The 26,234-nt window shown below is 47.1% G+C and carries 26 protein-coding genes; 15 read left to right on the top strand and 11 right to left on the bottom strand.

Going from position 1 to position 26,234, the window contains the following annotated elements:
- Positions 1-14: 14 nt before the first annotated feature.
- The 5 genes from hoxU (at position 15) to SYNPCCP_RS07890 (ending at position 3,604) form a co-directional block, all read left to right on the top strand.
- Positions 15-731, top strand: coding sequence for a bidirectional hydrogenase complex protein HoxU (gene hoxU / locus SYNPCCP_RS07910; protein WP_010872720.1), 717 nt, complete (start codon positions 15-17; stop codon positions 729-731).
- Positions 732-776: 45 nt separating this feature from the next.
- On the top strand, positions 777-1,325 hold the full coding sequence (locus tag SYNPCCP_RS07905; protein WP_010872719.1) for an oxidoreductase: 549 nt from the start codon (positions 777-779) through the stop codon (positions 1,323-1,325).
- 21 nt (positions 1,326-1,346) lie between these two features.
- Entirely contained in the window at positions 1,347-1,631 is a 285-nt protein-coding gene (locus SYNPCCP_RS07900) for a hypothetical protein (RefSeq protein WP_223211368.1), read from the top strand.
- A gap of 9 nt (positions 1,632-1,640) precedes the next feature.
- Entirely contained in the window at positions 1,641-2,090 is a 450-nt protein-coding gene (locus tag SYNPCCP_RS07895; protein WP_010872717.1) for a type II toxin-antitoxin system VapC family toxin, read from the top strand.
- Between the two features lie 89 nt (positions 2,091-2,179).
- Positions 2,180-3,604, top strand: coding sequence for a Ni/Fe hydrogenase subunit alpha (locus SYNPCCP_RS07890; RefSeq protein ID WP_010872716.1), 1,425 nt, complete (start codon positions 2,180-2,182; stop codon positions 3,602-3,604).
- 206 nt (positions 3,605-3,810) lie between these two features.
- Here SYNPCCP_RS07890 and SYNPCCP_RS07885 read toward each other — a convergent pair whose 3' ends face one another.
- The 4 genes from SYNPCCP_RS07885 to atpD all read right to left on the bottom strand — a co-directional run bounded on the left by SYNPCCP_RS07885 (position 3,811) and on the right by atpD (position 8,743).
- On the bottom strand, positions 3,811-5,025 hold the full coding sequence (locus tag SYNPCCP_RS07885) for a beta-ketoacyl-ACP synthase (protein ID WP_010872715.1): 1,215 nt from the start codon (positions 5,023-5,025) through the stop codon (positions 3,811-3,813).
- 7 nt (positions 5,026-5,032) lie between these two features.
- Complete coding sequence (locus SYNPCCP_RS07880; protein WP_010872714.1) at positions 5,033-6,574, bottom strand: pitrilysin family protein; 1,542 nt, start codon at positions 6,572-6,574, stop codon at positions 5,033-5,035.
- Between the two features lie 159 nt (positions 6,575-6,733).
- On the bottom strand, positions 6,734-7,144 hold the full coding sequence (gene atpC, locus SYNPCCP_RS07875) for an ATP synthase F1 subunit epsilon (RefSeq protein WP_010872713.1): 411 nt from the start codon (positions 7,142-7,144) through the stop codon (positions 6,734-6,736).
- A gap of 147 nt (positions 7,145-7,291) precedes the next feature.
- Positions 7,292-8,743 (bottom strand): F0F1 ATP synthase subunit beta, encoded by a 1,452-nt coding sequence (gene atpD, locus SYNPCCP_RS07870; RefSeq protein WP_010872712.1) that lies wholly within the window; start codon positions 8,741-8,743, stop codon positions 7,292-7,294.
- A 154-nt stretch (positions 8,744-8,897) separates the two neighbouring features.
- Here atpD and SYNPCCP_RS07865 point away from each other — a divergent pair, with 154 nt between their 5' ends.
- Entirely contained in the window at positions 8,898-10,877 is a 1,980-nt protein-coding gene (locus tag SYNPCCP_RS07865; protein ID WP_020861772.1) for a response regulator, read from the top strand.
- Between the two features lie 47 nt (positions 10,878-10,924).
- Here SYNPCCP_RS07865 and SYNPCCP_RS17610 read toward each other — a convergent pair whose 3' ends face one another.
- Positions 10,925-11,068: a hypothetical protein gene (locus SYNPCCP_RS17610; protein WP_223211387.1), complete on the bottom strand. Its 144-nt coding sequence runs from the start codon at positions 11,066-11,068 to the stop codon at positions 10,925-10,927.
- Between SYNPCCP_RS17610 and SYNPCCP_RS07860 the strand changes: the two genes are divergently transcribed.
- The 4 genes from SYNPCCP_RS07860 to SYNPCCP_RS07845 all read left to right on the top strand — a co-directional run bounded on the left by SYNPCCP_RS07860 (position 11,042) and on the right by SYNPCCP_RS07845 (position 14,936).
- A complete protein-coding gene (locus SYNPCCP_RS07860; RefSeq protein WP_230401109.1) occupies positions 11,042-12,121 on the top strand; it encodes a hybrid sensor histidine kinase/response regulator in 1,080 nt (359 codons plus the stop codon). The genes SYNPCCP_RS17610 and SYNPCCP_RS07860 overlap by 27 nt on opposite strands.
- Before the next feature lie 51 nt (positions 12,122-12,172).
- Complete coding sequence (locus tag SYNPCCP_RS07855; RefSeq protein ID WP_041425818.1) at positions 12,173-13,369, top strand: glycosyltransferase family 1 protein; 1,197 nt, start codon at positions 12,173-12,175, stop codon at positions 13,367-13,369.
- Positions 13,370-13,389: 20 nt separating this feature from the next.
- Positions 13,390-13,953, top strand: coding sequence for a Uma2 family endonuclease (locus tag SYNPCCP_RS07850; protein ID WP_010872708.1), 564 nt, complete (start codon positions 13,390-13,392; stop codon positions 13,951-13,953).
- 98 nt (positions 13,954-14,051) lie between these two features.
- Positions 14,052-14,936, top strand: a complete 885-nt coding sequence (locus SYNPCCP_RS07845; RefSeq protein WP_010872707.1) for a transglutaminase family protein — start codon at positions 14,052-14,054, stop codon at positions 14,934-14,936.
- A gap of 27 nt (positions 14,937-14,963) precedes the next feature.
- Here SYNPCCP_RS07845 and SYNPCCP_RS07840 read toward each other — a convergent pair whose 3' ends face one another.
- Positions 14,964-15,398 (bottom strand): putative toxin-antitoxin system toxin component, PIN family, encoded by a 435-nt coding sequence (locus SYNPCCP_RS07840; RefSeq protein ID WP_010872706.1) that lies wholly within the window; start codon positions 15,396-15,398, stop codon positions 14,964-14,966.
- Positions 15,388-15,606, bottom strand: a complete 219-nt coding sequence (gene vap15, locus SYNPCCP_RS07835) for a type II toxin-antitoxin system VapB15 family antitoxin (protein WP_010872705.1) — start codon at positions 15,604-15,606, stop codon at positions 15,388-15,390. Before vap15 ends, SYNPCCP_RS07840 begins: the two co-directional genes overlap by 11 nt.
- Positions 15,607-15,886: 280 nt before the next feature.
- Here vap15 and ahcY point away from each other — a divergent pair, with 280 nt between their 5' ends.
- Positions 15,887-17,164: an adenosylhomocysteinase gene (gene ahcY / locus SYNPCCP_RS07830; protein WP_010872704.1), complete on the top strand. Its 1,278-nt coding sequence runs from the start codon at positions 15,887-15,889 to the stop codon at positions 17,162-17,164.
- A gap of 185 nt (positions 17,165-17,349) precedes the next feature.
- On the opposite strand, the gene SYNPCCP_RS07825 is transcribed toward ahcY, so the two are convergent.
- Entirely contained in the window at positions 17,350-19,632 is a 2,283-nt protein-coding gene (locus SYNPCCP_RS07825) for a bifunctional (p)ppGpp synthetase/guanosine-3',5'-bis(diphosphate) 3'-pyrophosphohydrolase (RefSeq protein ID WP_010872703.1), read from the bottom strand.
- Between the two features lie 334 nt (positions 19,633-19,966).
- On the opposite strand from SYNPCCP_RS07825, the gene patD reads away from it, so the two are divergent.
- On the top strand, positions 19,967-20,386 hold the full coding sequence (gene patD, locus SYNPCCP_RS07820; protein ID WP_231848060.1) for a heterocyst frequency control protein PatD: 420 nt from the start codon (positions 19,967-19,969) through the stop codon (positions 20,384-20,386).
- Between the two features lie 148 nt (positions 20,387-20,534).
- Here the strand turns inward: patD and SYNPCCP_RS07815 are convergent, their stop codons facing one another.
- The gene (locus SYNPCCP_RS07815; RefSeq protein WP_010872701.1) at positions 20,535-20,732 is read right to left on the bottom strand and encodes a hypothetical protein; all 198 of its coding nucleotides are present in this window, start codon (positions 20,730-20,732) and stop codon (positions 20,535-20,537) included.
- A 278-nt stretch (positions 20,733-21,010) separates the two neighbouring features.
- Positions 21,011-22,201, bottom strand: coding sequence for an ATP-binding protein (locus SYNPCCP_RS07810; RefSeq protein WP_020861770.1), 1,191 nt, complete (start codon positions 22,199-22,201; stop codon positions 21,011-21,013).
- A 177-nt stretch (positions 22,202-22,378) separates the two neighbouring features.
- Here SYNPCCP_RS07810 and prmC point away from each other — a divergent pair, with 177 nt between their 5' ends.
- On the top strand, positions 22,379-23,278 hold the full coding sequence (gene prmC / locus SYNPCCP_RS07805; RefSeq protein WP_010872699.1) for a peptide chain release factor N(5)-glutamine methyltransferase: 900 nt from the start codon (positions 22,379-22,381) through the stop codon (positions 23,276-23,278).
- 38 nt (positions 23,279-23,316) lie between these two features.
- Here prmC and SYNPCCP_RS07800 read toward each other — a convergent pair whose 3' ends face one another.
- Positions 23,317-24,786 carry a TldD/PmbA family protein gene (locus tag SYNPCCP_RS07800; RefSeq protein WP_010872698.1) on the bottom strand — a complete coding sequence of 490 codons (1,470 nt, stop codon included), beginning with the start codon at positions 24,784-24,786 and terminating at the stop codon, positions 23,317-23,319.
- A 445-nt stretch (positions 24,787-25,231) separates the two neighbouring features.
- On the opposite strand from SYNPCCP_RS07800, the gene SYNPCCP_RS07795 reads away from it, so the two are divergent.
- Both SYNPCCP_RS07795 and SYNPCCP_RS07790 read left to right on the top strand, forming a co-directional pair.
- The gene (locus tag SYNPCCP_RS07795; protein WP_010872697.1) at positions 25,232-25,768 is read left to right on the top strand and encodes a hypothetical protein; all 537 of its coding nucleotides are present in this window, start codon (positions 25,232-25,234) and stop codon (positions 25,766-25,768) included.
- Complete coding sequence (locus tag SYNPCCP_RS07790; protein ID WP_010872696.1) at positions 25,761-26,234, top strand: hypothetical protein; 474 nt, start codon at positions 25,761-25,763, stop codon at positions 26,232-26,234. The genes SYNPCCP_RS07795 and SYNPCCP_RS07790 overlap by 8 nt, the downstream gene beginning before the upstream one ends.

Here is a 26,234-nt window from a genome sequence, read left to right as displayed (position 1 = left end):
GGAGTTTTTGGCCAATGTCTGTTGTTACTTTAACCATTGATGATAAGGCGATCGCCATTGAAGAAGGCGCAAGTATTTTGCAAGCGGCTAAAGAAGCAGGGGTTCCCATTCCCACCCTTTGCCATTTAGAAGGGATTTCAGAAGCGGCAGCCTGTCGTTTGTGCATGGTGGAAGTGGAAGGCACGAATAAATTGATGCCCGCCTGCGTTACCGCTGTGAGCGAAGAAATGGTAGTCCACACCAACACAGAAAAATTGCAAAATTACCGACGTATGACAGTGGAATTACTTTTTTCCGAAGGCAATCATGTCTGTGCCATTTGTGTGGCTAACGGCAACTGTGAATTGCAAGATATGGCCATTACGGTGGGTATGGATCACAGCCGATTTAAATATCAATTTCCCAAGCGAGAAGTGGATTTATCCCATCCCATGTTTGGCATTGATCATAACCGTTGTATTCTCTGTACCCGTTGTGTGCGAGTTTGCGATGAAATTGAGGGAGCCCACGTTTGGGATGTGGCTTACCGGGGCGCAGAATGCAAAATTGTTTCTGGTTTAAATCAGCCCTGGGGAACCGTTGATGCCTGTACTTCCTGTGGCAAATGTGTGGATGCCTGTCCCACGGGTTCTATCTTCCATAAAGGAGAAACTACTGCTGAAAAAATTGGCGATCGCCGTAAGGTGGAGTTTTTAGCCACTGCCCGTAAAGAAAAGGAATGGGTCAGGTAGGTTGAACTTTTAAGAACTTTTAACATCATTTCTAAACTTTTAATCATGGCTAAAATTCGTTTTGCTACCGTTTGGCTCGCTGGTTGTTCCGGCTGTCATATGTCCTTCCTTGATATGGACGAATGGCTCATTGATCTCGCTCAAAAAGTTGATGTGGTTTTCAGTCCCGTTGGTTCTGATCTCAAGGAATACCCGGACAATGTGGATGTTTGCCTAGTGGAAGGGGCGATCGCCAACGAAGAAAATTTAGAGTTAGCTTTGGAGTTGAGACAGAAAACGAAGGTAGTAATTTCCTTTGGGGACTGTGCTGTAACCGCCAATGTCCCCGGTATGCGTAATATGCTCAAAGGTAGCGATCCGGTTCTGCGCCGAGCCTATATTGAACTGGGAGATGGGACGCCTCAACTGCCCGATGAACCTGGTATTGTGCCGCCTCTATTAGACAAGGTTATTCCCCTACATGAGGTTATTCCGGTGGATATTTTTATGCCCGGTTGTCCTCCCGATGCCCACCGTATTCGAGCAACGCTAGAACCATTATTAAATGGGGAACATCCCCTCATGGAAGGGCGAGCAATGATCAAATTTGGTTAAAATTCAAGTTTTCTAAACAGTTTGCAAAATAGCTATTCAGGAGATTTAATAATGAATACCCAATTAGTAGAATCCTTGGTTCAAATAATTCAAAGTCTTTCCCCAGAGGAGCAAAAGTTATTGGAAACTCATTTGGCAGAAAAAAATAGCAACTGGCAGGAGGTTTTGGGGAAAATTGAAACCAATCGCCAAGAAATTTATGCTTCTCGTCAGGGAAAACCTTTTGATCTTTCTATAGATGAAATCATCGAAGAAATGCGTGAGGAAAGAACCCAAGATGTTCTACAAGCCTGTTTTGGAAAATGATTTTTAGGTATGACCAACCAAACTTCTTTCACAATTTGTATTGACTCAAATTTTATTGTCCGACTTCTTGTTGGGTATTATGAAGAAACTATCTATCTTGAGATGTGGAATAAATGGTGTAACGCAAATACTAAAATTGTTGCTCCTGATCTAATCAACTATGAGGTGACTAATGTTTTGTGGCGTTTAAACAAGACCAATCAGATTAACTACACTCAAGCCCAAATTGCTCTTACAGAAAGTTTTAATCTCGGCATTGAACTTTATTCAAACTCAGAACTACACCAGGATGCTTTGGCGATCGCCGAAAAGTTTCAATTGTCAGCCGCCTATGATGTCCATTATTTAGCTTTAGCAGAAAAAATGCAGATAGATTTTTATACCTGTGACAAAAAACTGTTCAATTCCGTACAACAAAATTTCCCTAGAATAAAATTAGTTATTGCTAACAGTAGTTAGATTGATTTAAATTCCTGAATATTTATTACAAGATCCGGCTTTCTATATTTACTGCTCAAAAAATATCTAAATCAACAATAATCAATCCCATGTCTAAAACCATTGTTATCGATCCCGTTACCCGGATTGAAGGCCATGCCAAAATCTCCATTTTCCTCAACGACCAGGGCAACGTAGATGATGTTCGTTTCCATGTGGTGGAGTATCGGGGTTTTGAAAAATTTTGCGAAGGTCGTCCCATGTGGGAAATGGCTGGTATTACCGCCCGTATTTGCGGCATTTGTCCGGTTAGCCATCTGCTCTGTGCGGCTAAAACCGGGGATAAGTTACTGGCGGTGCAAATCCCTCCAGCCGGGGAAAAACTGCGCCGTTTAATGAATTTAGGGCAAATTACCCAATCCCACGCCCTAAGTTTTTTCCATCTCAGCAGTCCTGATTTTCTGCTTGGTTGGGACAGTGATCCCGCTACTCGCAATGTGTTTGGTTTAATTGCTGCTGACCCCGATTTAGCTAGGGCAGGTATTCGGTTACGGCAATTTGGCCAAACGGTAATTGAACTTTTGGGAGCTAAAAAAATCCACTCTGCTTGGTCAGTGCCCGGTGGAGTCCGATCGCCGTTGTCGGAAGAAGGCAGACAATGGATTGTGGACCGTTTACCAGAAGCAAAAGAAACCGTTTATTTAGCCTTAAATTTGTTTAAAAATATGTTGGACCGCTTCCAAACAGAAGTGGCAGAATTTGGCAAATTTCCCTCCCTATTTATGGGCTTAGTTGGGAAAAATAATGAATGGGAACATTATGGCGGCTCCCTGCGGTTTACCGACAGTGAAGGCAATATTGTCGCGGACAATCTCAGTGAAGATAATTACGCTGATTTTATTGGTGAATCGGTGGAAAAATGGTCCTATTTAAAATTTCCCTACTACAAATCTCTGGGTTATCCCGATGGCATTTATCGGGTTGGTCCCCTTGCCCGCCTTAATGTTTGTCATCACATTGGCACCCCGGAAGCAGACCAAGAATTAGAAGAATATCGGCAACGGGCTGGAGGTGTGGCCACGTCCTCTTTCTTTTATCATTACGCCCGCTTGGTGGAAATTCTTGCCTGTTTAGAAGCCATCGAATTGTTAATGGCTGACCCTGATATTTTGTCCAAAAATTGTCGAGCTAAGGCAGAAATTAATTGTACCGAAGCGGTGGGAGTGAGCGAAGCACCCCGGGGTACTTTATTCCACCATTACAAGATAGATGAAGATGGTCTAATTAAGAAAGTGAATTTGATCATTGCCACGGGCAACAATAACTTAGCCATGAATAAAACCGTGGCCCAAATTGCCAAACACTACATTCGCAATCATGATGTGCAAGAAGGGTTTTTAAACCGGGTGGAAGCGGGTATTCGTTGTTATGATCCCTGCCTTAGTTGTTCTACCCATGCAGCGGGACAAATGCCATTGATGATCGATTTAGTTAACCCTCAGGGGGAACTAATTAAGTCCATCCAGCGGGATTAAACAAAAAACATTCAGACGGTCAAAAAAATACCCCGGCATCACCGAGGGCATATCTAGGAGAACTCAATGTCAATGGAAGGTACCGAAACCCCTAGAACCCGTGCCCTTAATAGTTCATGCAAAGGAATTCTGTCGGGTTTCCATAGCCTTATGTTTTTTATAGTAAACATAATGTTAATTTTTGTCAACGAGACTTGACGTCCGGTTCATTTTGTTGGTAGTGGTGCGTGTCCCACGGCGATCGCCCCATTCTGGCCGCCAAAGCCAAAACTGAGGCAGAGACCATAGTTTAAAGGGCTAGTTGCTGGCTGAACTGATTCAATGCGGACAAAGTTGAGGGGAAATTCAGGTTCTTTCAAACCAACACAGGGGGGCAATTTTTGCTGATGAAGGCTTAATAAAGTCAAAGCTACGGCGATCGCCCCGGAAGCGCCCAGGGTATGGCCAGTGGCCCCTTTGCTGGAAGTAATGAGAGGATTTTGAGGAAAAAGAGTTTGGATTAAAGCGGCCTCCCGTTGATCGTTGAAAAGAGTGCCAGTGCCGTGGGGATGAATCAAGTCAATTTGCTCTGGGGTTAAACCACTGCGGGTGAGGCAATGCTTCACGGCTTGCTGGGCACTGTGGTTATCAAAGGCAGGAGTACTACGATGGAGTGCATCACAACTAAAACCCCAACCCAAAATTTCACCGTAAATTCTGGCTTTTCTCTTCTGGGCTAATTCCCGGGTTTCCAATACTAACAAAGCTCCCCCTTCCCCCAACACTAAACCCTGGCGCTGGCGATCGAAGGGATAACATCCATCCGGTGCTAGCGTGGCCATTTTGCTAAAACCAGCCAATGTGAGCGGTGTAATGGGGGCTTCCACTGCCCCGGCCAACACCCGTTGGCAATGGCCTGTTCTAATTAACTCCACTCCCTGGGCGATCGCCCATAACCCAGTGGCACAGGCGGCCATGGGGCATTGCATCACCGTTACTTCCGGTAGAAGTTGGGCAGCTAAACGGGCGGCCTGATCAGGTAAAGTCTGCCACCAATCCACAAGCTTAAAGTTGGGGGCCACCGGAGGCTTAATGTTGCGCCCAACCCAATCTTCCCAATGGCATTGGTTAGCCCGACTAGAACCGATCGCCACTCCCCAGGGTTGTTCAGCGGGATCAAGTTGGGCATCATCAATGGCGGCCTGCACCAAGGGCGGAACCAATTGTCCCAGGGAACGAGGATAATTTCCCTGTAATGCCAAGGGGAACGATGGCAAGTTTATAAAAGGTTGCTTGGGCTTGATGGCCGTTTTTCCCTGTAACAACTTTGTCCAAGTTTGTAATTGATCTCCCAAGGCAGTGTCCAGGGCTAGCCCAGTGACCACCACTCCCATAGCCAGAGCCTCTATTGGAGCCGTTTTTTGTTTCCCCTGGCGGTCCATGGCCCAATTAACTACTAGCTTCGGGAATGGCAATTTCCAACATTTGCACCCGCCGGTCTAGGGCTTCCAATTCATCCTTTAGGCGATCGCCTTGCCCCACAATCACCGCAATCATCTGTTCGGGCTGGAGATACTTAGCCGCTACCCGTTGCACATCCTCCACTGTGGTGTCCATCACCGCCTGTTGGTAAGTGAAAATAAAATCCTCTGGATAACCGTAATACTCGTAGGTCATCAAACGGGAAAGGGTTTGCCCCGGCCTTTCAAAATTAAAAACAAAGGAATTTAAAATTGAATCTTTGGCATAGGCCAATTCCTCAGCGGTTACTTCAGTGATGCGTAACTTTTCAAACTCCTGTAACAGGGATTGGAGAAATTGCACCGTGGTTTCCGTGCGGGTAGGACCCCCAGCCAGAAAGTAACCGGGATAATCATAGGCAGCCTGCCAACTACCGGAAACGCTATAGGCCAAGCCCTGGGTGGAGCGAATATTGTTAAACAACCGGCCTGCAAAACCCCCCAGTACCCCATTCATCACCGACAGGGCAGCGTAATCCGGGCTGTCCACCATGCCGCCAATTTGTCCCAAAAGAACATTGCTTTGGGTAACGTGGGGCAAATTAACTAAAAAAACTTCACTGTCGTTAACTTGGCTAGCGCTGGGGGGAGTCAACTGGGGAACAGTCCCCGACCCTTGCCAATTACCAAACCTTTCCGCAATGGTTTGTTTGATGGTTTCGCTGTCAAAGTCCCCCACAATGCCTAAAATCATCTGGTCTGGACGGACGTAGCGCCGATGAAAATCAATAATGGCCTGGCGGTCGATATTGGCTAAGGTTTGGTACTCCACCGTGCGGGCATAGGGGCTGGTGGGGCCGTAAAGCATTTTACTAAATTCCCGGCTGGCAATATCTCCAGGGTCATCGTTACGCCGGGCAATGGCTCCTCGAAGTTGGTTTTTAGCCAGGGCAATCTGGGCTTCATCAAAGGCTGGGGTTTGGAGAACTTGGGCAAATAGGTCAAAGACTAGGTCAAAGTCCTTGCTCAAGGAGGAAAAACTAGCAGAACCGGAAGAGGTGCCAATGCTAGTTTCAATGGCAGCGGCCTTTTGCTCCAATAAATTATTCAGTTGGGCTGGGGAGTTTTGTTCTGTTCCCCCCAAACGCATGGTGGTGCCCGTCAACTGGGCTAGCCCCACCTGATCCGCCGGTTCCCAACGGGATCCTGCCCGCATCACCACCGATCCCGACACCAGGGGCAGTCTCCGGTCAGGCATTAGATAAACCACCAAACCGTTGGGCAGAGTGTAACGTTCGTATTCCGGCAGGTTAATCTCCGGCAGGGGGGGAAACGTCAACTGATCATGGGTTTTGGGTTGGTTCTCCAGATCCCTGGCAATGGCTGGAGTTAAATAAACATTGCTAAAAACGGCGATCGCCATCACCAAGGTGGCCACCAGGACGAATCGTTGCCAGGGCTTAGCGTTAGGAGCCACTGTTGGGGAAGTTTTCCAAGGTTTTTTCATAGGGCAAACAAGGCGATCGGACATTCCTAGTCCCCATGGGCCACTGGGACTGGGGCGGAAGCAAAAACGGTTACTAGTGCCAAGGCAAAAGCCTCCCCAATGCTAACAGTGCTTAACACCGGGAAGACTTTGGTTAACCAAGCTGGGTTGGGCCATGGTGCTGACCAACGACAACCGTCCCGACTAGACGGCTCCACCGGCCGCTTGCAGGCGAGCCCGAGCTTTTTTGTAATTGTTAGAAGCTTTCAGTTGGTTGGGTTTATCTTCCCCCCGGTTGGCCTCTTCCAAAGCCCCCTGGGCTGCGGTGTAGGCTTGGCGGGCCGATTCAGCATCAATGGTGGTGCCTAATTCAGCGCCGTTGACCAATACCTTAACTTCATTATTTTCTACCTCGGCAAAACCCCCCATGACGGCAATATTCTGCCAGTCTTTACCTGGGCGCACCCGCATCACGCCAATTTCCAAAGCGGTGAGCAGGGGAGCATGGTTACTGAGGATACCCAGTTGACCGGTGGTGCTGGGGAGAATGAGTTCCTGCACTTCCTCATCCCAAACTACCTTATCCGGTGTGATTACCCGTACTGTTAACGTCATTTTTAGGAATTTCCCTTTGATAGCGTTTCTATACAAACAACTGGCGATCGCCGGCCAGGAAGAAGGGGGATAACAGGCAATGGTCATCCTAGAAAACCACTGCTATTCCCCCTAACTATTTCCTAACCTAGACCCCAGGTTATTAACTTAACCCTCTTTGAGCTTGGCACCTTTGGCCTTAGCTTCTTCAATGTCTCCCACCAGGTAGAAAGCTTGCTCCGGTAAATCATCCAATTCACCAGCCAAAATCGCTTTGAAACCTTTGATGGTGTCAGCCAGGGAAACGTACTTGCCGGGGGCACCGGTAAATACTTCGGCGACGAAGAAGGGTTGGGAAAGGAAACGCTCAATTTTCCGAGCCCGGTCTACGGTCAAACGGTCTTCCTCAGACAATTCATCCAAGCCAAGAATGGCAATAATATCTTGCAATTCTTTGTAGCGTTGCAGGGTGGATTGCACTTCCCGAGCGGTGTCGTAATGCTCTGACCCAACGATGGAGGGCTGAAGCATGGTGCTGGTGGAATCCAAGGGGTCCACGGCGGGGTAAATACCTTTAGCGGCCAAACCACGGGAAAGCACGGTGGTACCGTCCAAGTGGGCAAAGGTGGTGGCGGGGGCGGGGTCAGTCAAGTCGTCCGCCGGTACATACACAGCCTGAATGGAGGTAATGGAACCTTCCTTGGTGGAGGTGATACGCTCTTGCAAATCACCAACGTCCGTACCTAAAGTGGGCTGGTAACCTACCGCAGAGGGCATCCGGCCCAACAGAGCCGATACTTCCGAACCAGCTTGGACGAAGCGGAAAATGTTGTCGATGAAGAGCAATACGTCCTGTTTGTTCACATCCCGGAAATATTCCGCCATGGTCAAAGCGGTTAAGCCTACCCGCATCCGAGCCCCGGGGGGTTCGTTCATCTGACCGTACACCAGAGCAATTTTGGACTCTTCCGGTTTGTCGGCGTTGATTACGTTGGATTCGATCATTTCGTTGTAGAGGTCATTCCCTTCCCGGGTCCGTTCCCCTACGCCACCAAATACAGATACACCACCATGTTGGATGGCGATGTTGTTAATCAATTCCATCATGATTACGGTTTTGCCCACACCAGCACCACCGAAGAGACCGATTTTGCCACCCTGACGGTAGGGAGTAAGCAGGTCAATTACCTTAATGCCGGTTTCAAATACTTGGGGCTTGGTTTCCAAATCCACCAATTTGGGAGCGGGACGGTGAATGGGGAAAGTTTCACCAGCGGGCACGGGGCCTTTGTTGTCAACAGGCTCACCAAGAACGTTAAAAATACGACCCAGGGTGCCGGTGCCGACGGGAACGCTGATGGGGGCCCCGGTGTCTACCACGTCCATGCCCCGGACGAGACCGTCGGTGGAACTCATGGCTACGGCTCGGACTTGGTTATCGCCGAGAAGCTGCTGCACTTCACAGGTAACAGCTACTTCGTTACCAGCAGAGTTTCTGCCTTGGACTTTAAGGGCATTATAAATACGGGGCAATTTACCACTGGGGAACTGGGCGTCAATTACAGGCCCGATGACCTGGGTAATTTTGCCAACGTTAGTTGCTTCTTTTACGGCTACCATGCTGATTGTCTAGGAATTTGTTTATAGTTAGACTACAGGATTACTGTTGAGTTTTGGTCAAATTTGCCATCTTTAAGGGTATCACTTTGGGGCTGTCCCCAACTGGTGAGATGGGTCAAATCCTAGGAGGATAGGCGATCGCCGGGGGGAGGTTTTGGAGCAAAAGTTGGAACGGGAAGATTGTCTGCGGGCAATTGCGAGAACTTTGCTGGAAAAGGACTGGGCCACAGCGGTGCGTTTTGCCATAGAGCAACTGGGGCTGTTGTTTGGCTGTCAGCGGGTCCATGTGATTTACCATGACCCAGCCAAGGACTGTTTACACATGGCGGAAGAATGGTGTGCTGTGGGTATTGCCCCCCGGTTATCAACTTTTCAAGGAGTACCGGTGGCCACCTATCCTTGGCTCTGGGCCAATTTGCAGGATAGTGAAGGCGTTTTGGTGAGGGATGTGGAGCAAATGCCGCCGGAAGCTGAGATGGATAAGGTCTCCCTGCAATTTGACCTGGTGAAATCCATCCTAGTGGTGCCCATGGTTAAGGATGCCCAGGTGTTGGGCTACATCAGCATGGTTCATCTCCACGACAACTATGGTTGGAACCCGGAGGAGTTGAACTTGGCCAAACTGGTGGGACAATTTTTGGCGATCGCCCAGGCCCGGCACCAAGCAGAGACAACCCTGACCCAAGCTAAGGAAGCGGCGGATGCGGCCAATCGGGCTAAAACGGAATTTTTGGCCAGTATTAGCCATGAATTACGCACTCCCCTCAACGCCATTATTGGCTTTAGTCAACTGTTGCATCGGGATCCCAGTTTGGCTCCCCACCGTCCCACCTTAGATATCATCAACCGGAGCGGTGAGCACTTATTAGAGCTAATTAACGACATTTTGGAAATGTCCAAAATTGAGGCAGGGCGCACCACCCTCAATGAAAAAATCATTGATTGCCATCGTTTGTTGGATAATCTCCAGGCTCTTTTCCAACTAAGGGCTCAGGAAAAACAACTCCTCCTTAAAGTGGAGCGATCGCCGGAGGTGCCCGAATGGATTAAGACTGACGGGGGCAAATTGCGGCAGGTGTTGATTAATTTGTTGGCCAATGCCATTAAGTTTACTGCCCAGGGCGGTGTCACCCTCAAGGTTAAATGCCTGACCGCTCCCCAGACTGATGAAGGTCAAGGAGCATCCATCTGGCTTCATTTTTTAGTGTCGGATACGGGGCCGGGCATTGCTGCCCATGAAATGGATGAACTGTTTGTACCCTTTGCCCAGACAGAAACGGGGCTTAAGTCTTGTCAGGGGAATGGTTTAGGGCTGCCCATTAGCCAAAAATTTGTTCAGTTGATGGGGGGACAAATTCAAGTCAGGAGCAAGGTCGATCAAGGTAGTGCTTTCTTTTTTGCCATTCCAGTGCAGGTGATGGCGGCCCCCAAGCCAACCCCGGAAACTTCAGCGGTTACCCTGCCGCCGTTAGATCAGTACAATCAAAAAGTTCTTGTGGTGGACGATCGCCCGGAAAGTCGGTTACTACTGCGCCAATTACTCACTAGTCTGGGCTTTGTTGTCCAAGAAGCGGAAAACGGAGAAATGGCGATCGCCCTGTGGGAAAGTTGGCATCCCCAGGTAATTTTGATGGATATGCAAATGCCAGTGCTGGATGGTCGGAGCACTACTCAAAAAATTAAAGCCAGCCCCCAAGGTCAACATACGATCATTATTGCCCTCACCGCCAGTGCTTTTGAAGGGGAACGGGCCGAAATTCTTAGCGCCGGCTGTGACGACTTTTTAAGTAAGCCCTTCCGCCCCGAAGAATTGATTGCCCTTCTGGCTAAACACCTGGCCGTGGCTTTACCTTCCCAGGGGCAACCACCGGCTTCCCCTCTCCGGCCATTTCCTGTGATAACGGCTCCGTCCCTATCAGAACAATTGGCTAAAACTCCCCAGTCCTGGCGACAAAAGATGGCAAAAATGGCTTTAGAATGCAATGACGATGACCTGATTACCTTGGTTGAGTCCCTGCCGACCTTGTCCCCATCCTTAGCTCATCTATTGGCCACCTGGGCCAGGGAATATCGTTTTGAGCAGATTTTCCTAGTGGTTGAATCCAGTTTTGGGGCGGTGACCCTAGCGGGGTAACCCAATTAATTGCTCCCAACTGTACTAACAGGTGTTGAAAATTCAGTTCAACTTCTACTTTTACTCAACTTTTCTTCCCCCTCCACCAATTCCCGCAGGCGATCGCCATGGGCCCGGACTGTAAAACCCTTTTTATCGTCGATGACACCCCGGACAATGTACGTTTGCTGGCCAACCTTTTGTCCGCCCATGGTTACCGAATCCGTAAAGCATTGAATGCTAATTTTGCCCTCAAAAGTATTGAGCAGTCCCCGCCGGACTTGATTTTGCTAGACGTTAACATGCCCACCATGAACGGCTATGAAATGTGTGCCCGGCTAAAGTCCAATCCCCACACCCAAGAAATTCCAATTATCTTTATCAGTGCCCTGGATAATGTGCTTGATAAAGTCAAAGCCTTTAACCTGGGGGGAGCGGATTACATCACTAAGCCATTTCAAATGGAAGAAGTGCTGGCCCGCATTGAACACCAACTGCTACTACAACAACAAAAACATCAACTACGAGCAGAAATCCAAGAACGGAAGCGGGCGGAACAATCCCTGGAGGTTTCCCTACGGGTGGTGTCCCACGATCTCCGTAATCCTGTGTTGGGGTTATCTATGGTGCTCAATAACTGCCTTAAACGGGCCGATCCAGATCAAACGGAACTTTCCCTGCCCCGCCAAACCCTAGAGCAGATGGCCCGCAGTTGTGAACGTCAATTAGCCTTGATCAATTCCCTGGTGGAAAGCCAGCATTGGGAACAACAGGGGGTTCCCTTAGTGTTGCGACGCCTTGATCTGGGCACCCTAGTGAGGGATTTTGCGGAGGAATGGTCGTTGGGGTTGGGGGAGCAGGAAGTAACTCTTAATTTAAATCTGGGGGAAAATTTACCCGCAATCATGGGAGATGCCAACTTTATTTGGCGGGTGCTGGAAAATTTATTGGCCAATAGCCTGAAATACAATCCTTTACCCCGGCCCCAACCGTTGAGCATTACCATTACGGTTACCGCCATAGACCAAACCCTAACCTGTCGGGTCAAAGATAATGGGGTGGGTGTGGATCTGGCCATCGCTGACCGAGTTTTTGAACGTTATCAGCGCGGCGATCGGGAGAACAATCCCCTTGGGCTGGGCTTAGGACTATACGTTTGCAAGCTCATTGTCGAGGCCCACGGTGGCCAAATTGGTCTCAATACTGCGGTTAGTAGGGGGGCAGAGATTTACTTTACCCTCCCCCTGGAAAAAGATTGTGCTTAAAATTTTGACATTTGCTAAGTATTGATCAACAGTGAGCAAAATTAATTGGTGATGCTAAAAGTTTGTGTGGATGCTACAGCAATACGGGGCCAATTGAGTGGTATCGGTTTTTATAATCTCAGTCTGCTGCGAGCCCTTAATGAACTACAACATAGCCAACAATTTCAAGGGCAATTTTCTCTACAAATTTATTATCAACCTGGCTTAAAAGATTGGTGCCAAGGAAATTGGCAAAAAAAACATCATCTGGCCGAATTCACCGATTGTACTTGTTTGCCGTTGCCAGTTACCCTGAGCGATCGCCTAGTTAATTTTCCCAATCCCATTTTGAATTTATTGGAGAAGCGTCTAGACAAACCGGATCTTATCCATGGCATTGACCATTATATTTTTCCTAGCCAAAAAGCCATCAATTTATTAACAATTCACGATCTAACTTTTCTCAAATTTCCCGAATTCGTTCCGCCCATTGTGCAACGTTACCACCAAAGAATTTTGCGTTGTTTGCCCTTTGCCCAGGGAATTTTAACCTTTGCAGAGAGTACAAAACGGGAAATTAACGAATATTACCAGTTTCCCCTAGAACGAATTTTTGTTACTCCCCAAGCTAGTCGTTACCGGGGTTCACAGTTATCCACAGAGCCAAGTTCTCCAAAAAATAAATTCATAAATGAGTCATTGTTAGCCACCATTCCCTACAATTTTGCAGTGCCCTATTTTCTTTTTGTCAGCACTCTGGAACCCCGAAAAAATGTGGTTGGCTTGATCGAAGCCTTTAATTTATTCAAACAAGTCACTAAGGCCCACCACCAGTTAGTGCTCATCGGTCAATTGGGCTGGAAATATGAACCCATTCTCACGGCGATCGCCAATTCTGCCTATCAAGATCAGATTCATCGTTTGGCCTATGTGCCCAACCAGTGGCTAGGGGAATTTTACCAACGGGCGACAGCTTTTGTTTATCCTTCTTTTTATGAAGGTTTTGGCTTGCCAGTGGTGGAGGCAATGAACTTTGGTTTACCGATAATTACTGCTGGGGCTGGATCTTTGCCAGAAGTGATGGGAGACAGTGGTGTATTAGTAGATCCCCAAGATACCCAGGCTCTAGCGTTAGCATTGGAAAAAATTGTTAGTGATACGGATTGGCGGGATCACTTAAGGCAAAAAAGTTTAACTAGGTCTAAGGATTTTTCCTGGGAAAACACTGCCCGTAAAACCCTAGAAGTTTATCAGTCTTTAATTGCTTAACCCATGACTACAGAATTAATATGCTGCAAATTGCACCCCCATCGATTAGCTTAAAAGATTTTCTTGATTTGCCAGAAACTAAACCGGCACAGGAATATGTTGAAGGACAAGTTATTCAAAAACCTATGCCCCAAGGAAAACATAGTGTCATTCAAGGAGAATTGGTTGCAGTCATCAATTCATCCCTGAAAAACCGAAAAATTGCTAGGGCGTTTCCCGAATTGCGCTGTACTTTTGGTGGTCGCTCCATTGTGCCGGATTTGTCTGTTTTTGCTTGGTCCAATATTCCCAGGGATGATGACGGTAAAATTGCCAACTTTTTTCCCCTTGCACCTAACTGGGCCATTGAAATTCTTTCTCCAGATCAAAGCCAAACTAGGGTAATTAGAAATATTCTCCACTGTTTAAACCATGGTAGCGAAATGGGTTGGTTAATTGATCCTGCTGAGCAAATTATTTTTACCTATATTTCAGGAAAACAGCCGAATATTTTTGACCAAGCGGAGCAAATTTTACCCGTGCCAACCTTTGCTTCCAGTCTACAAATTAATTTTGGCTTAGTTTTTGATTGGCTCTCAGAATAAAATCATCGTCATAGTCTAAACAGCCTGAAAGTATTTAAGAATTCTTAAAATTTTTGTCGGCATATCCTCCAATAATCAACTCTAGATTTTCTGATTTTATGGCAACCTATCGCATTGAACATCACACTGAATATCGCTTTAATCAGCCCGTTTATTTACGTCCTCACCGTTTACGATTGCGACCCCGCAGTAATGGTTGGCAAAATCTGCTGACCTATAATCTAACCATTGATCCCCTCCCTGCCGGTTTAGCGGAAATCACCACCCTCGATGGCAATGGCGAACAAAAAGTATGGTTCACTGACCCCACAGAAAAGCTGGCGATCGCCGTGGAATCCTTTGTGCAAACCACCATGGAAAATCCCTTCAACTTTTTGCTAGAACCGTGGGCATTAAAACTACCATTTGACTATCCCCAATCCCTGGCTCAACAATTGAGGGGTTACTTGGTGCCCTACGAAGGTCGTCTTGATCCGGTGGCCGTGGAACTAGCCCAGGACATTGCCCATGATTGCCAGCGACAACCGATCGCCTTTTTACAAAATTTGACCCAAAAACTCTACGAACATTGTACCTATACAGTGCGGGCTATCGGGGAGCCCTGGGAAGCGGGGGTGACTTGGCGCAGTCGAGAAGGCTCCTGTCGAGATCTAACAGTGCTATTTATGGAAGTCTGTCGCGCCATGGGTTTAGCCGCCCGGTTTGTCAGTGGTTACGAAGTGGGAGATCCGGAGATTAGTCAATGGGAACTCCATGCCTGGGCGGAAGTGTACTTGCCTGGAGCTGGTTGGCGGGGCTATGACCCTACCCATGGTTTGGCGGTTGGCGATCGCCATATTGCGTTGGTGGCCAGTGCCATTCCCGCCTATTGCAGTCCGGTGGGGGGAGAAGTGGCACCGGTGAAAACTTTCCTGGAAACAGGTTTGACGGTGCAATCGGAACTAGAAACGGAGGTAAAAATCACCGCTGTGAATGATATTTAATTTAAATATTAATCCATCGATTAATAATTACTGATTATCCATCATGGCTAAAATAATAGCTTGAAAATGTTGATAGGAGATAATTTCTACATTGTCAAATGGGTTTAATGTCAATAGGTCACTATCTCCCGTCACCAAATAATTTGCATTGCCTGAGACTGCCAAATCCAGCAAGAAATTATCTTTTTTGTCTCGATAACTGTCAAAATGAAGATTCACTTCAACCAATTCAACTTTTTCGTTTAACAGTGCGATTAAATTTTGGATGGCTGTTCCGGAAAAGTACTTTTTGAATTTAGGATGGTGTAATACTTCCATCAGCTCAGTAAACAAAGTGTCACTGAATAAAATGACCACTTGGTTATCAATGATGGCTTGATTTAAACCTTGAAGAGTTTTTCCAATTAGAAAACTGATCCAGATATTCGTATCAATTACAACCCGGATAACTTCATTGTTCATGATAATTAGCTTGCCGGACCGATTCAACTTCTTGTGTAATGTCTTCTAAGGTTAATTCGTCAGTTTTGACAGAATTTAAAAATTTGTTAAATCTGGTGCCAAAAGTATCCTTTTCCAAAAGTTCTAATAATTCAAGTTTTTCTTCAAGATTACATTGGGCAATAACACTTTTAAGCTCAGGAAATTCCAGTGATGACAATGAGTGCATTTCAACTTTTCTCCGAGAGGCGAATTATAACTCCCATTATCACATTTCCAAATAGTGCCCCAAGGAGTTGCTTGAAAAGTCCCCTGGCCCCAAGCCTAGGGGGATAGGTTTAAAGTTCTGCAGGGTTGCCAGAGCTTTGGTAGGAAAATTTAGGATCAGATTAGAGCTTTGCCTACCTGCGCTAACCGTCTGTCAATGGACAAAGGGGCGATCGCCATTCCAGACCGATAAAATGTTAAGTTATATCACATTCAAGCAAAGTTCTTAGGAATTACCCCGTATGGTAGCAACGCCCGTTAAACAGAAATACGATATTAAAGATATTAGCCTCGCTCCCCAAGGTCGTCAGCGCATCGAATGGGCGGCCCGGGAAATGCCCGTGTTAAAACAAATCCGGGAACGCTTTGCCCAGGAAAAACCCTTCGCCGGTATCCGCTTGGTGGCCTGCTGTCACGTTACCACCGAAACCGCTAACTTGGCGATCGCCTTGCATGCTGGTGGCGCTGATTCTTTGCTCATTGCCAGTAACCCCCTGTCCACCCAAGACGACGTGGCCGCCTGTTTGGTAGCCGACTACGGCATTCCCGTTTACGCCATCAAAGGGGAGGATAATGAAACCTATCACCGCCATGTGCAGATTGCGCTGGATCACCGCCCCAACATCATCATTGACGACGGTAGCGACGTGGTAGCCACCCTGGTACAGGAACGGCAACACCAACTCAGTGACATCATTGGCACCACCGAAGAAACCACCACTGGTATTGTGCGTCTGCGGGCCATGTTCAACGATGGGGTACTCACCTTCCCCGCCATGAACGTTAACGATGCGGACACCAAGCATTTTTATGACAACCGCTATGGCACCGGCCAATCCACCCTGGACGGTATCATCCGGGCCACCAATATTCTCCTGGCCGGTAAAACCATTGTGGTGGCTGGCTATGGCTGGTGTGGTAAAGGAGTCGCCATGCGGGCCAAAGGCATGGGGGCTGACGTAATTGTCACCGAAATTAGTCCCGTACCGGCGATTGAAGCCGCCATGGATGGTTTCCGGGTCATGCCCATGGCCGAAGCTGCCCACCAGGGAGACATCTTCATCACCGTCACCGGCAACAAACACGTTATTCGTCCTGAGCATTTTGCCGTTATGAAAGATGGGGCGATTGTTTGTAACTCCGGTCACTTCGACATTGAAATTGACCTCAAATCCCTCAAGGAACAAGCCAAGGAAGTTAAGGAAGTTCGGAACTTCACCGAGCAATACATTCTCCCCAATGGCAAGTCCATTATTGTGATTGGCGAAGGTCGTTTAGTTAACCTGGCCGCCGCCGAAGGTCATCCCAGTGCGGTGATGGATATGAGCTTTGCCAACCAGGCCCTAGCCTGTGAGCATTTGGTCAAAAATAAAGGTCAACTAGAACCTGGCATGCACTCCATTCCGGTGGAAGTGGACCAAGAAATTGCCCGCTTGAAACTCCAAGCCATGGGCATTGCCATTGACAGCTTGACCCCCGAACAGGTGGAATACATCAATTCCTGGGCTTCCGGTACCTAAAACCGTTTACGGATTCATTTTTTACCTAAAACCCCTTCAATCTCCCATATTTCGGGGGATTTTTTTATTTTTAGGCAGGCCATAGACGCAATGCCCATAATTCCCCAGGCTAAGTTTTCAATCCCCCAATGTTAGGATTTGCGGATATCCTCTAGTGGGGGATGGTGATCGGCTGGGCCTCCAAACTAACCAGAAATTACCCGACGCAGGTCCATCACATCACTCATATTTTTAATTTTGGCCATGATGCCCAATAGCTGTTGATAGTCGTGAATATCAATTTTGAGACTAATAATGGCGGGTCGTCCCAAATGGGTTTTAACATCGGCGTTGCGGACGTTAATGTGGTTGTCGCTGAGGCGAGAAAGAATATCCTTCAGCACCCCTACCCGGTCAATGGCTTCAATGACAATGTCCACCGGATAGGTTTGGTGATTATTGGTGTTGGGATTCCAGCGCACCGGAATTAGGCGATCGCCGTCCATTTGTTCGAGGTTATGGCAACCCTGGCGATGGATGGAAATGCCCCGGGCTCCCCTGGTCACTACCCCCATAATGGGTTCCCCCGGTAACGGATGACAACAACCAGCAATGTGATACAGCAAACCCTCAATGCCGGCGATGGGCGAATTATCTTTGCCAGTGGCAGGGGGAGTAGGGGGATGGACTTGGGGGGAACTTGCTAGGGTAACTTCCTGGCTAGACTGGCTATTTTTAACGTTGTTGACATTATTTTCCCGCAGACGGTTGACCACAGAATTGGAGGTAATTTCGCCGTAGCCCAAACCAGCCAACAAATCTTCCACATTTTGGTAGTTACATCGCTCTGCCGTTTTTTGCATCGGTTCTGATTTCAGCAGGGCTTCCAAACCGGTTTTGCCCAATTCTTTCTCTAACAATTCTCGACCCCGGAGAATATTCTCATCCCGGCGGGAACGCTTAAACCATTGACGGATGCGGTGGCGGGCACTGGGGGTAACAACAAAATTGAGCCAATCCAAACTAGGGTGGGAATTCTTTTGGGTGACAATTTCCACAATGTCGCCATTTTTCAGCCTGGTATCCACCCCCAACCATTGGCCATTCACCCGGGCCCCTTTCATATGGTGGCCCACTTCCGTGTGGATGCGGTAAGCAAAATCCACCGGTGTGGCCCCCCGGGCCAGGGAAATCACCTCGCCCTTGGGGGTGAAAACGTAAACGTCATCATCAAAGAGATTTTGTTTAAGGTTTTCCACATATTCCTGGGCATCCTTGAGGTCGCTCTGCCAGTCCAGCAGTTGCCGCAACCAAGTAAATTTTTCGTCGGTGGAGGTGAGGGTTGCATTTTCGGAGCCACCACTTTCCTTGTATTTCCAATGGGCGGCAATACCATACTCCGCCACATGGTGCATTTCCTCGGTGCGAATTTGGATTTCCAGGGGTCGGCTAGTTAGTCCTAAAACTGTGGTGTGGAGGGATTGGTAACGGTTGGGTTTGGGCAAACCGATGTAATCCTTAAAGCGCCCTGGAATGGGTTTAAAGACGTCATGAACCACCGACAGAGCTCGGTAACATTCCCCCTTGCTTTCCACGATGATGCGTAGGGCGGCAATGTCATAAATTTCTTCAAAGGCCTTATCCTGGCTGGTCATTTTGTAATAAATGCCGTAGAGATGTTTGGGGCGCCCTTGGAGTTCAAAATGTTCAATGCCCTCATCCCGCAGGCGGAAGCGCAACATATCCTTGACAGTTTCCAGACGGGATTCTCGATCACCTCTTTTTTCTACTACCAGGGACTGAATTTTGCGATAGGAATCGGGTTCTAGATACTTAAAGGAAAGATCTTCCAATTCCCACTTAAAGCGCCAAATGCCCAAACGGTTGGCTAAAGGCGCAAAAATATCCTTGGTTTCCCTAGCAATGCGCCGTTGTTTTTCTGGACTTAACGCATCTAAGGTCCGCATATTGTGCAGGCGATCGGCTAGCTTGACCACAATCACCCGAATATCCTTGGCCATGGCCAAAAACATACGCCGGAAATTTTCTGCTTGATGCTCTGTTGTACTAGAAAAATTAAATTTAGAGAGTTTAGTTACCCCTTCCACCAAACTGGCCGTTTCTTCCCCAAACAAAGCTTCAATTTGTTCAATGCTAATGTCCGTATCTTCCACCACATCATGCAAAAAACCCGCCGCAATCATTGCCTCATCTCCCCCCAAATCCCGCAGTAGCCCCGCCACCGCCACCGGATGGGCAATGTAGGGTTCCCCGGATTTCCGCCGCTGTTGGGCATGGAGATCGTAGGCAAAACAGAACGCTCGACAAATTAGACAATGGGGCGCCGTTGTTTCGTCCTGGCCCTGTTCTATCTCCCTCTGCCACTGCTGTAAACAATCCTCTAACCACTGGGGCAATTCAATATCGTGAATGTCTTGGGCACAGGTGGTGTGAATGGTGGGGGTGGGCAGAGCGGCGACGGCATTCATAGTTTTGGGGAGGGTGTTAGGGTAGTTTGCACTAACTAGTTATAAAACAGAAAAAACGACCAAAAAAGCCGATAATTGCCAATTAACGGGGGAAAAATAGTATCAGCTATTAGCTTGTCAAAATCCCGTATTTATCTTGTAGCAGACATTTCTGTATCGGTGCAGGTTTTTGGGATTAATGTTAATTAATGTTAATGGTTATTAATGATTTTTGCTCCTTTTACTAGGGACAGGTAAAAGCGATACTCTCCCCAGGAGATTTCCCAGGGAGTTGGACCACACAGGGTCGACAAGTTTGAGTTAATAATCAGCAAGCCTTAACATTATTTTAACCTTGATTCGCCCAACCCCCGTCAAATTCATCGGAGCAATGTCGTCTACGCTACCACTCGATTTACCCGATCGCCTTAGGGAATTTCAGCAATTGTTGGATCAATGTCAGTGCACCATGGCCGATCCTGGGGCTGAGGGGGCGACGGTGGCCAAACAGGTTGACGAACTGGGGGATTTCATTCAGCATCATTTCCTTAGCGTCACAATGGAAGACTGGCCTTGCCAAGGACCGCAACCATGGTCATCCATACAAACGGAATTGCAAAGAACCCTACGCCTGCTCTCGACGGAATTAATCTTCTGGCGATCGGCCCGCTCCCCTCAACGACAGCACCATTATCAACAGCGTCTATTGGGGCACTATCAGCAGTTAGCGGATTTCAGTAAGGCAATGCAACAGTGGGTTGACGGCGCTGATTAAGCTGTTGCTGATTTCCTTGCGCCAACTTTGCTTCTTTGAACTAAATATTTTCTGCTTTTACTTTTAGCGATGATTGACCAATGGGTCTTACTACTGCAAGCCTTAGCGGGCTATGGAGTAATGGGGATAAAAGACCAGCAACCTTAGTTTATTTCAGGGAAGACTGGGCATAGCTAACTAAACCAGCGCCAATGTAGGAACTGTAATTGTCAATGGTGTTTTGGGTAGCAATGCGGTTAGGATTATTGAACAATTCACCCATACCCATGCTCAAGGTTAAAACGGTGACGGCGGCGATGGTGTAGTTGCGGATGGCGGTGGAGGTGTAGTTGGTGGAGGCAAACATGGTGAGGTGTTCCTTTGCTTTCAATAACTACAGCATAGGGAAATCTCCAGGGCATGTCAGTCCCAAAAAACCTGTAAAATCAAGGGTTTCAGCGTTTCCACTTCCCTTCTAAACATGGAAAAAAATAGAATTTCCTCCACCTTAGTCCACTCCTATCCATCCTTTGTCCCATCTTATTCAGCCACCATTGATAAAATTTTCCCCGTTCCCTAGAGCGTATTCACAAGCCTCTAGTGTTGGGGGATGTAGGGGCAGATTGGAGCTTGACCAGCATACTCTCAGGGGCTGAACCGATCGCCATTGTCGGCAATTTCCAGAATCGGTAAACGCACAGCAAAACAGGACCCTTCCCCTTCCTTGCTTTCCACTGTCACTTCTCCCCCATGGATATTGGCACAACGCTGTACGATCGCCAGTCCTAAACCAGTACCCGTTACCCCCTCCACATTGTCCGCTCGGAAAAAGGGATTAAATAATTCCGCCATGGCCTGGGGAGGAATGCCGATGCCCTGGTCCGTGACCCGGAAGATCATGGTTTTACCTTCGGCAATTACATCGAACAAAATGGGGGTGGGAGAAGGAGAATACTTGATCGCATTGCTGAGGAGATTACAAATAATGTGGCGCAATAAATGGGCATCCCAAACTCCCTGTTGCAGATTGCCTTGGGTGTGGAAATGAATCGGCCTTGGTTGGCGCTGGGCATTGTTCACCAAACGCATTAAATCCTGGCAAAAGTAAAGTAAATCCAGGGATTCAAATTGACAACTGAGCTGGCCATTTTCCGTTTTTCCCAGCAGTAATACCTCCGACAATAATTCATCTAGATCCTTAATAGCGGTGCGGATCATGTTGAAATAATTATGTTGTTGCCCTTTACTCAGGCGATCGCCACTTTCTTCCAACAAGCCCGCCGACAAAAGAATGGTATTGAGGGGATTGCGGAAATCATGGGAAAGCATGGAAACAAACTCTGACTTGAGCTTATTGGCTGCCTTCGCCTCGGACAATTCCCTTTCCTGGCGTTTAATGCTGGCACTCAGGATCTGGTTTTCCGCCGCCAATTCCCGCGCGAGGCAATGGCGTTGAATGGCATAATGGAGCGAACGTAGGAGAATATCCAAGCTCACGTCCCGCTTGACCAAATAGTCCTGGGCCCCTTGACGGACCGCTTCTAAGGCCAATTCTTCGTCTTGGTAATGGGTGAGGACAATGATGGGTAAATTTTGAGGATGGCTTTGCAGTTTCGGCAAGGAATTTAGACCTTGGCTGTCCGGTAGGGTTAAGTCCAACAAAATAATGTCAAACTTTTCCCCCTGTGCCAAAACCGTTAAAGCATCCCCCAACCTTTGCACATGGTTGAATGCAAAATTTTCCTTGGGGGAGCCTTTGAGAATTTCCTGCAGGAGGCGAGCTTCAGCCAGGTTGTCTTCAATGAGGAGAATGTGGAGGCGGGGACTAGCAGACATGGCGCAGGACCGGGGGAGGAATAACCGTTTGCTTGGCGTTCCAGGGGACACTCCACTGTATTCTACTTCCACCTTTCGGAGAGCGAAAAGAATTAATTAATCCCCATCCGCAGTAAAAGCGCCAAAGTTTGCCCATGCCATGTATGCCACCATCAACCGTAAACCCCCGTAAACACAATGAATAAGGGCTTTGTCTCCGGTGAAGAATTTGCCCGTTGGTATGCCACAGCCCGACAAATGGCGATCGCCCATGGCATTGAAACAGGGGAATTGAACTGGTTATTGCAGGGATGGACGGATTTAGACCGGTTAACCCTACGGTTGCAGGATTTTGCCCATCGAGAGATTGCTTTGCAAGAAACTTGGGAAAATATTCAACGGGGCTGGCGCAGAAGAGTCGAGGAAAAATATCCAGTGCAATACCTGTTGGGGCAAACCCAGTGGCGTGATTTTGTGATTAAAGTCACTGATGATGTACTAATTCCCCGGCCGGAAACGGAGTTAATAATCGACATAGTGCAACATGAGCATTCTGCCTTATCTCCGTCTAACTGCGCTGACCATTGGGTGGATTTGGGTACGGGGAGTGGAGCCATTGCCCTAGGTTTAGCCGCCACGTTTCCCCAGGCCCTAGTCCATGCCGTGGATTGCAGCGGCTCTGCTTTGGCGATCGCCAGAGAAAATGCCCAGTTGAATCAGTTTGGCGATCGGATTCAATTTCATCAAGGTTATTGGTGGGAACCCCTAGAGCATCTGAAGGGCCAGGTCCAGGGCATGGTGTCTAATCCGCCTTACATTCCCCAACGGGAATTGGCCCAGTTACAACCGGAAGTGATTAAGCACGAACCCCTTTTAGCCCTAGATGGCGGCCCCGATGGCCTGCAAGCAGTGGAGCAACTCATTCGGCGATCGCCAACTTATTTAAAGCCCGGAGGTTTTTGGTTGGTGGAAATCATGACCGGCCAGGCCCCCATGGTTGCTGAACTTTTGAGAGCTAGTGGAGCCTACCAAGATATTCAAATTCACCGGGACCTAGCAAGCATTGAGCGGTTTGTTTCCGCCCGTACCTTGAGTTGAATTGTTGAATTAGGGAGATTTTGTAATTCCCAGGAAAACTAACGTCCCCCCACCGTAATACCATCAACCTTAATGTGGGGTTGCCCGACGGTGACATAGACACTGCCGCTGACGGAACCACAGAATCCCGCCGCTAGTCCCAAATCCTGGGAAGACATGGAAATTTTATTCATAATCTCCGTGGCCGTGCCAATTAACGTTGCGCCCTTGAGGGGTTTAGTCAACTTGCCGTTTTCCACCAGGTAAGCTTCAGAAACCGCAAAGTTAAATTCCCCTGTGGCTCCCACGCTACCGCCCCCCATTTGCTTGCAGTAAATGCCCTTTTCGACGGAATTAAAAATGTCATCCACTGAATAATTACCGGGGGCAATGTAGGTGTTACGCATGCGGGAAGCGGCCGCATAGGCATAGCTTTGGCGGCGACCACTGCCGGTGCGGGGATGGCCAGTGCGAATAGAACCGGTGCGATCGGCGATGAAATTTTTCAAAATGCCATTTTCGATCAGCAAAGTGCGCTGGGTGGGCATGCCTTCATCGTCCATATCAATGGTGCCAAAGGCGTTATCTGTCAGCCCTTCATCCCAAGCAGTGAGGTTTTCATGGGCAATTTTTTCCCCTTTTTTATCGAGGAAAGGAGTAGTTTTATGTTCAATTTGGGTGGTTTCCAACAAATGACCACAGGCCTCGTGGAAAATAACCCCTCCGAATTGGTTGGCCATAATGATGGGATAATTGCCCGATTCCACGTAGTCAGCGTAGAGCATTTTCCCGGCGGATTCTGCGACTTCCTGGGCAGAGGTTTCTGCGTCCCAAGTGCGTAGATAGTCGGGATTACTGGTGTCCCCAGAACGCTTACCGATGGAAGTGCGGTGTTCGCCATCAGCACAAAAAAGGGAAAATCCTACGGATTGGGTCAGGCGGATGTCCCGGGCAAAGGTGCCGTCACTAGCGGCTACCAGAACCTCCTGCCAATCGCGAAAATAGGCGGCCCGTCGGGATTGGGCATGGCTAGCATAGTGGTCTAATTTTTGGTTAGCTCCCAGCAAAATATCGCTCATTTCCTGCATGGGGCTACAACGGTGTAACCATTGATCCTTTTCCTTGGCTCCGGCATAGTCCCGCAACATTTCCAAGTTCAGTTCAGGTACAAAGGATTGGCCCGCCGGTAAGGTTAAGCCCAAAATTGACAAACCCTTTTCCAGCGCAGTGCGGAGACCATTGAAAGAAATATCGTTGGTGCTAACGTAGCAGTCGCCTTTGCCTTTATAAACCCTGACACCGCAACCACTGGAGAGTCGGGGGGTGAGGCTGGTAATGGCATCGTCTTCCGCTAGGCAACTGACGTAATTGACCTTTTCGAGGAAAAACTCAACAAAATCCGCTCCGGCGGCCCTGCCCAAACCCAGCAATGTGGATAGAGATTCCCGCCATCTACCATCGAGGCGATCGCCAGGGGTGGTGTAGTTGAGGCTGGGTAAATCCTGGGAGAGGAGCAGAGTAGGAGGCATAGTAATTTTTCTCAGGAATGAGTGAAATATTTCTTAATGTATTCTAACCAACTCAGTGTAAGGTTTGACTCTAGCCGAGAAGACAGTAGATATTAATTTGTAAAGTTTTTTTACTATCTTTAAGATGATCAGTAAAAATAAGTTAAAATTACTTCCAGTAAATTGGAGACCAAAGTCGATAAACATAGAATAGTTATAATACTTAGTTCATATAGGGGGGACGAAAAAATCTCGTAAACGCAGTTTTCTAAGTAACAAAGTTTTTAGAACTCTACTTTTTACCTTAGAATCACTGTACGAAAAGGTCTCAAAATTCTACACTGATGTCCGACTATGAACCAGTGATTAATTTTTTATCTAAAATACAACAAGAAATCAAAGAAAGTCTTAAAAAAGTAAAGATCACGAAGTTTATTCTCAAAAAAGGACTCGAGCTGATGTAGATGTGACCAATAATTTGACTTCAGACCAGGTAATTTTACACAAATCAAGCAAAAATATGGAAATCAAAAAAATCGAAGAAAGACTTAACGCTTGTATTGAGAAGATTGAGCTAGATAGCAACAAGAAACAAATATTACTTAAGGAGATTTATAATTTAATTACGGAAATTGAAAACGATAATAGACTATCCATTTTGTATGAATATGAAAAACATTATCTTGAACTTTTACAGCAACATAAAGACGAAATAAAATTTGCTAATTCTATTCAAGAAGATTTACGACGTGAGCGTTCGCAGTTTTTCACCTATGGACTACGAGAAGTTTGTGAAACTCTAAAAAATTCTGGAGTTGATGCCGACATTGCATCAGCTTGGATTCAAGAGTTAGTTAAAAGCTATACGAAAAGCCTTGATGTTAGTTCTGAATTAGCAGCCAATCAAGTAATTGATACAATTGGAATCTTAAAAAGTGAGGCTAAAAAAGAACTAAAAAAATCAACTCAAGCAAAAGCACCAGATAATCTTAACGATGAATAATCATATTCAGGAAGATTATCAAATCATTTTAAGCTCACTTAGAGCTATGCGGAAAAATCTTCTTGATGATTTTTTGAATGAAGAGCCTACTATTTACTTACCGAGCTTTAGATATAGGGAAGATAAACAGTTAATTTCCCTTTCAATTGAAAAGTATTTCATCGTTTGGCTCAACTCATATTGGCATTTGCTGAAAGAAAATAGGTATTTTTCTGATGAAAATTATTATTTGAATCCATCCATCTATGTAAAAATTTTCTTGCTACTTGTAGATGCGTATAGCTTGCCAAATATCAACAATAATCAATCTTCATTAGTCTTGGAAATATTAGATATAAAGATGAATGCCTTGGATGAAATATTAAAAATTGGAGATAAATCGAAACAAACTTACAATCGATTGCAATTACAATGTGAAAAAGACAAAATCCTTTTTGAAAAGGAAATTAACAAACTGAGAGGTTAA

Source organism: Synechocystis sp. PCC 6803 substr. PCC-P, from assembly GCF_000284455.1.
GTDB lineage: Bacteria > Cyanobacteriota > Cyanobacteriia > Cyanobacteriales > Microcystaceae > Synechocystis.
This window is presented reverse-complemented; position numbering and strand designations above follow the sequence as displayed.

What these genes read in the sequence shown, in the direction of transcription:
- hoxU (WP_010872720.1), top strand. Translation starts at nt 15, where the DNA reads ATGTCTGTTGTTACTTTAACCATTGATGATAAGGCGATCGCCATTGAA.
- SYNPCCP_RS07905 (WP_010872719.1), top strand. Translation starts at nt 777, where the DNA reads ATGGCTAAAATTCGTTTTGCTACCGTTTGGCTCGCTGGTTGTTCCGGC.
- SYNPCCP_RS07895 (WP_010872717.1), top strand. Translation starts at nt 1,641, where the DNA reads ATGACCAACCAAACTTCTTTCACAATTTGTATTGACTCAAATTTTATT.
- SYNPCCP_RS07890 (WP_010872716.1), top strand. Translation starts at nt 2,180, where the DNA reads ATGTCTAAAACCATTGTTATCGATCCCGTTACCCGGATTGAAGGCCAT.
- SYNPCCP_RS07885 (WP_010872715.1), bottom strand. Translation starts at nt 5,025, where the DNA reads ATGGACCGCCAGGGGAAACAAAAAACGGCTCCAATAGAGGCTCTGGCT.
- SYNPCCP_RS07880 (WP_010872714.1), bottom strand. Translation starts at nt 6,574, where the DNA reads ATGTCCGATCGCCTTGTTTGCCCTATGAAAAAACCTTGGAAAACTTCC.
- atpC (WP_010872713.1), bottom strand. Translation starts at nt 7,144, where the DNA reads ATGACGTTAACAGTACGGGTAATCACACCGGATAAGGTAGTTTGGGAT.
- atpD (WP_010872712.1), bottom strand. Translation starts at nt 8,743, where the DNA reads ATGGTAGCCGTAAAAGAAGCAACTAACGTTGGCAAAATTACCCAGGTC.
- SYNPCCP_RS17610 (WP_223211387.1), bottom strand. Translation starts at nt 11,068, where the DNA reads ATGGGCGGACAAAAGGTTGGCCAGCAAACGTACATTGTCCGGGGTGTC.
- SYNPCCP_RS07855 (WP_041425818.1), top strand. Translation starts at nt 12,173, where the DNA reads ATGCTAAAAGTTTGTGTGGATGCTACAGCAATACGGGGCCAATTGAGT.
- SYNPCCP_RS07850 (WP_010872708.1), top strand. Translation starts at nt 13,390, where the DNA reads ATGCTGCAAATTGCACCCCCATCGATTAGCTTAAAAGATTTTCTTGAT.
- SYNPCCP_RS07845 (WP_010872707.1), top strand. Translation starts at nt 14,052, where the DNA reads ATGGCAACCTATCGCATTGAACATCACACTGAATATCGCTTTAATCAG.
- SYNPCCP_RS07840 (WP_010872706.1), bottom strand. Translation starts at nt 15,398, where the DNA reads ATGAACAATGAAGTTATCCGGGTTGTAATTGATACGAATATCTGGATC.
- vap15 (WP_010872705.1), bottom strand. Translation starts at nt 15,606, where the DNA reads ATGCACTCATTGTCATCACTGGAATTTCCTGAGCTTAAAAGTGTTATT.
- ahcY (WP_010872704.1), top strand. Translation starts at nt 15,887, where the DNA reads ATGGTAGCAACGCCCGTTAAACAGAAATACGATATTAAAGATATTAGC.
- SYNPCCP_RS07825 (WP_010872703.1), bottom strand. Translation starts at nt 19,632, where the DNA reads ATGAATGCCGTCGCCGCTCTGCCCACCCCCACCATTCACACCACCTGT.
- SYNPCCP_RS07815 (WP_010872701.1), bottom strand. Translation starts at nt 20,732, where the DNA reads ATGTTTGCCTCCACCAACTACACCTCCACCGCCATCCGCAACTACACC.
- SYNPCCP_RS07810 (WP_020861770.1), bottom strand. Translation starts at nt 22,201, where the DNA reads ATGTCTGCTAGTCCCCGCCTCCACATTCTCCTCATTGAAGACAACCTG.
- prmC (WP_010872699.1), top strand. Translation starts at nt 22,379, where the DNA reads ATGAATAAGGGCTTTGTCTCCGGTGAAGAATTTGCCCGTTGGTATGCC.
- SYNPCCP_RS07800 (WP_010872698.1), bottom strand. Translation starts at nt 24,786, where the DNA reads ATGCCTCCTACTCTGCTCCTCTCCCAGGATTTACCCAGCCTCAACTAC.
- SYNPCCP_RS07790 (WP_010872696.1), top strand. Translation starts at nt 25,761, where the DNA reads ATGAATAATCATATTCAGGAAGATTATCAAATCATTTTAAGCTCACTT.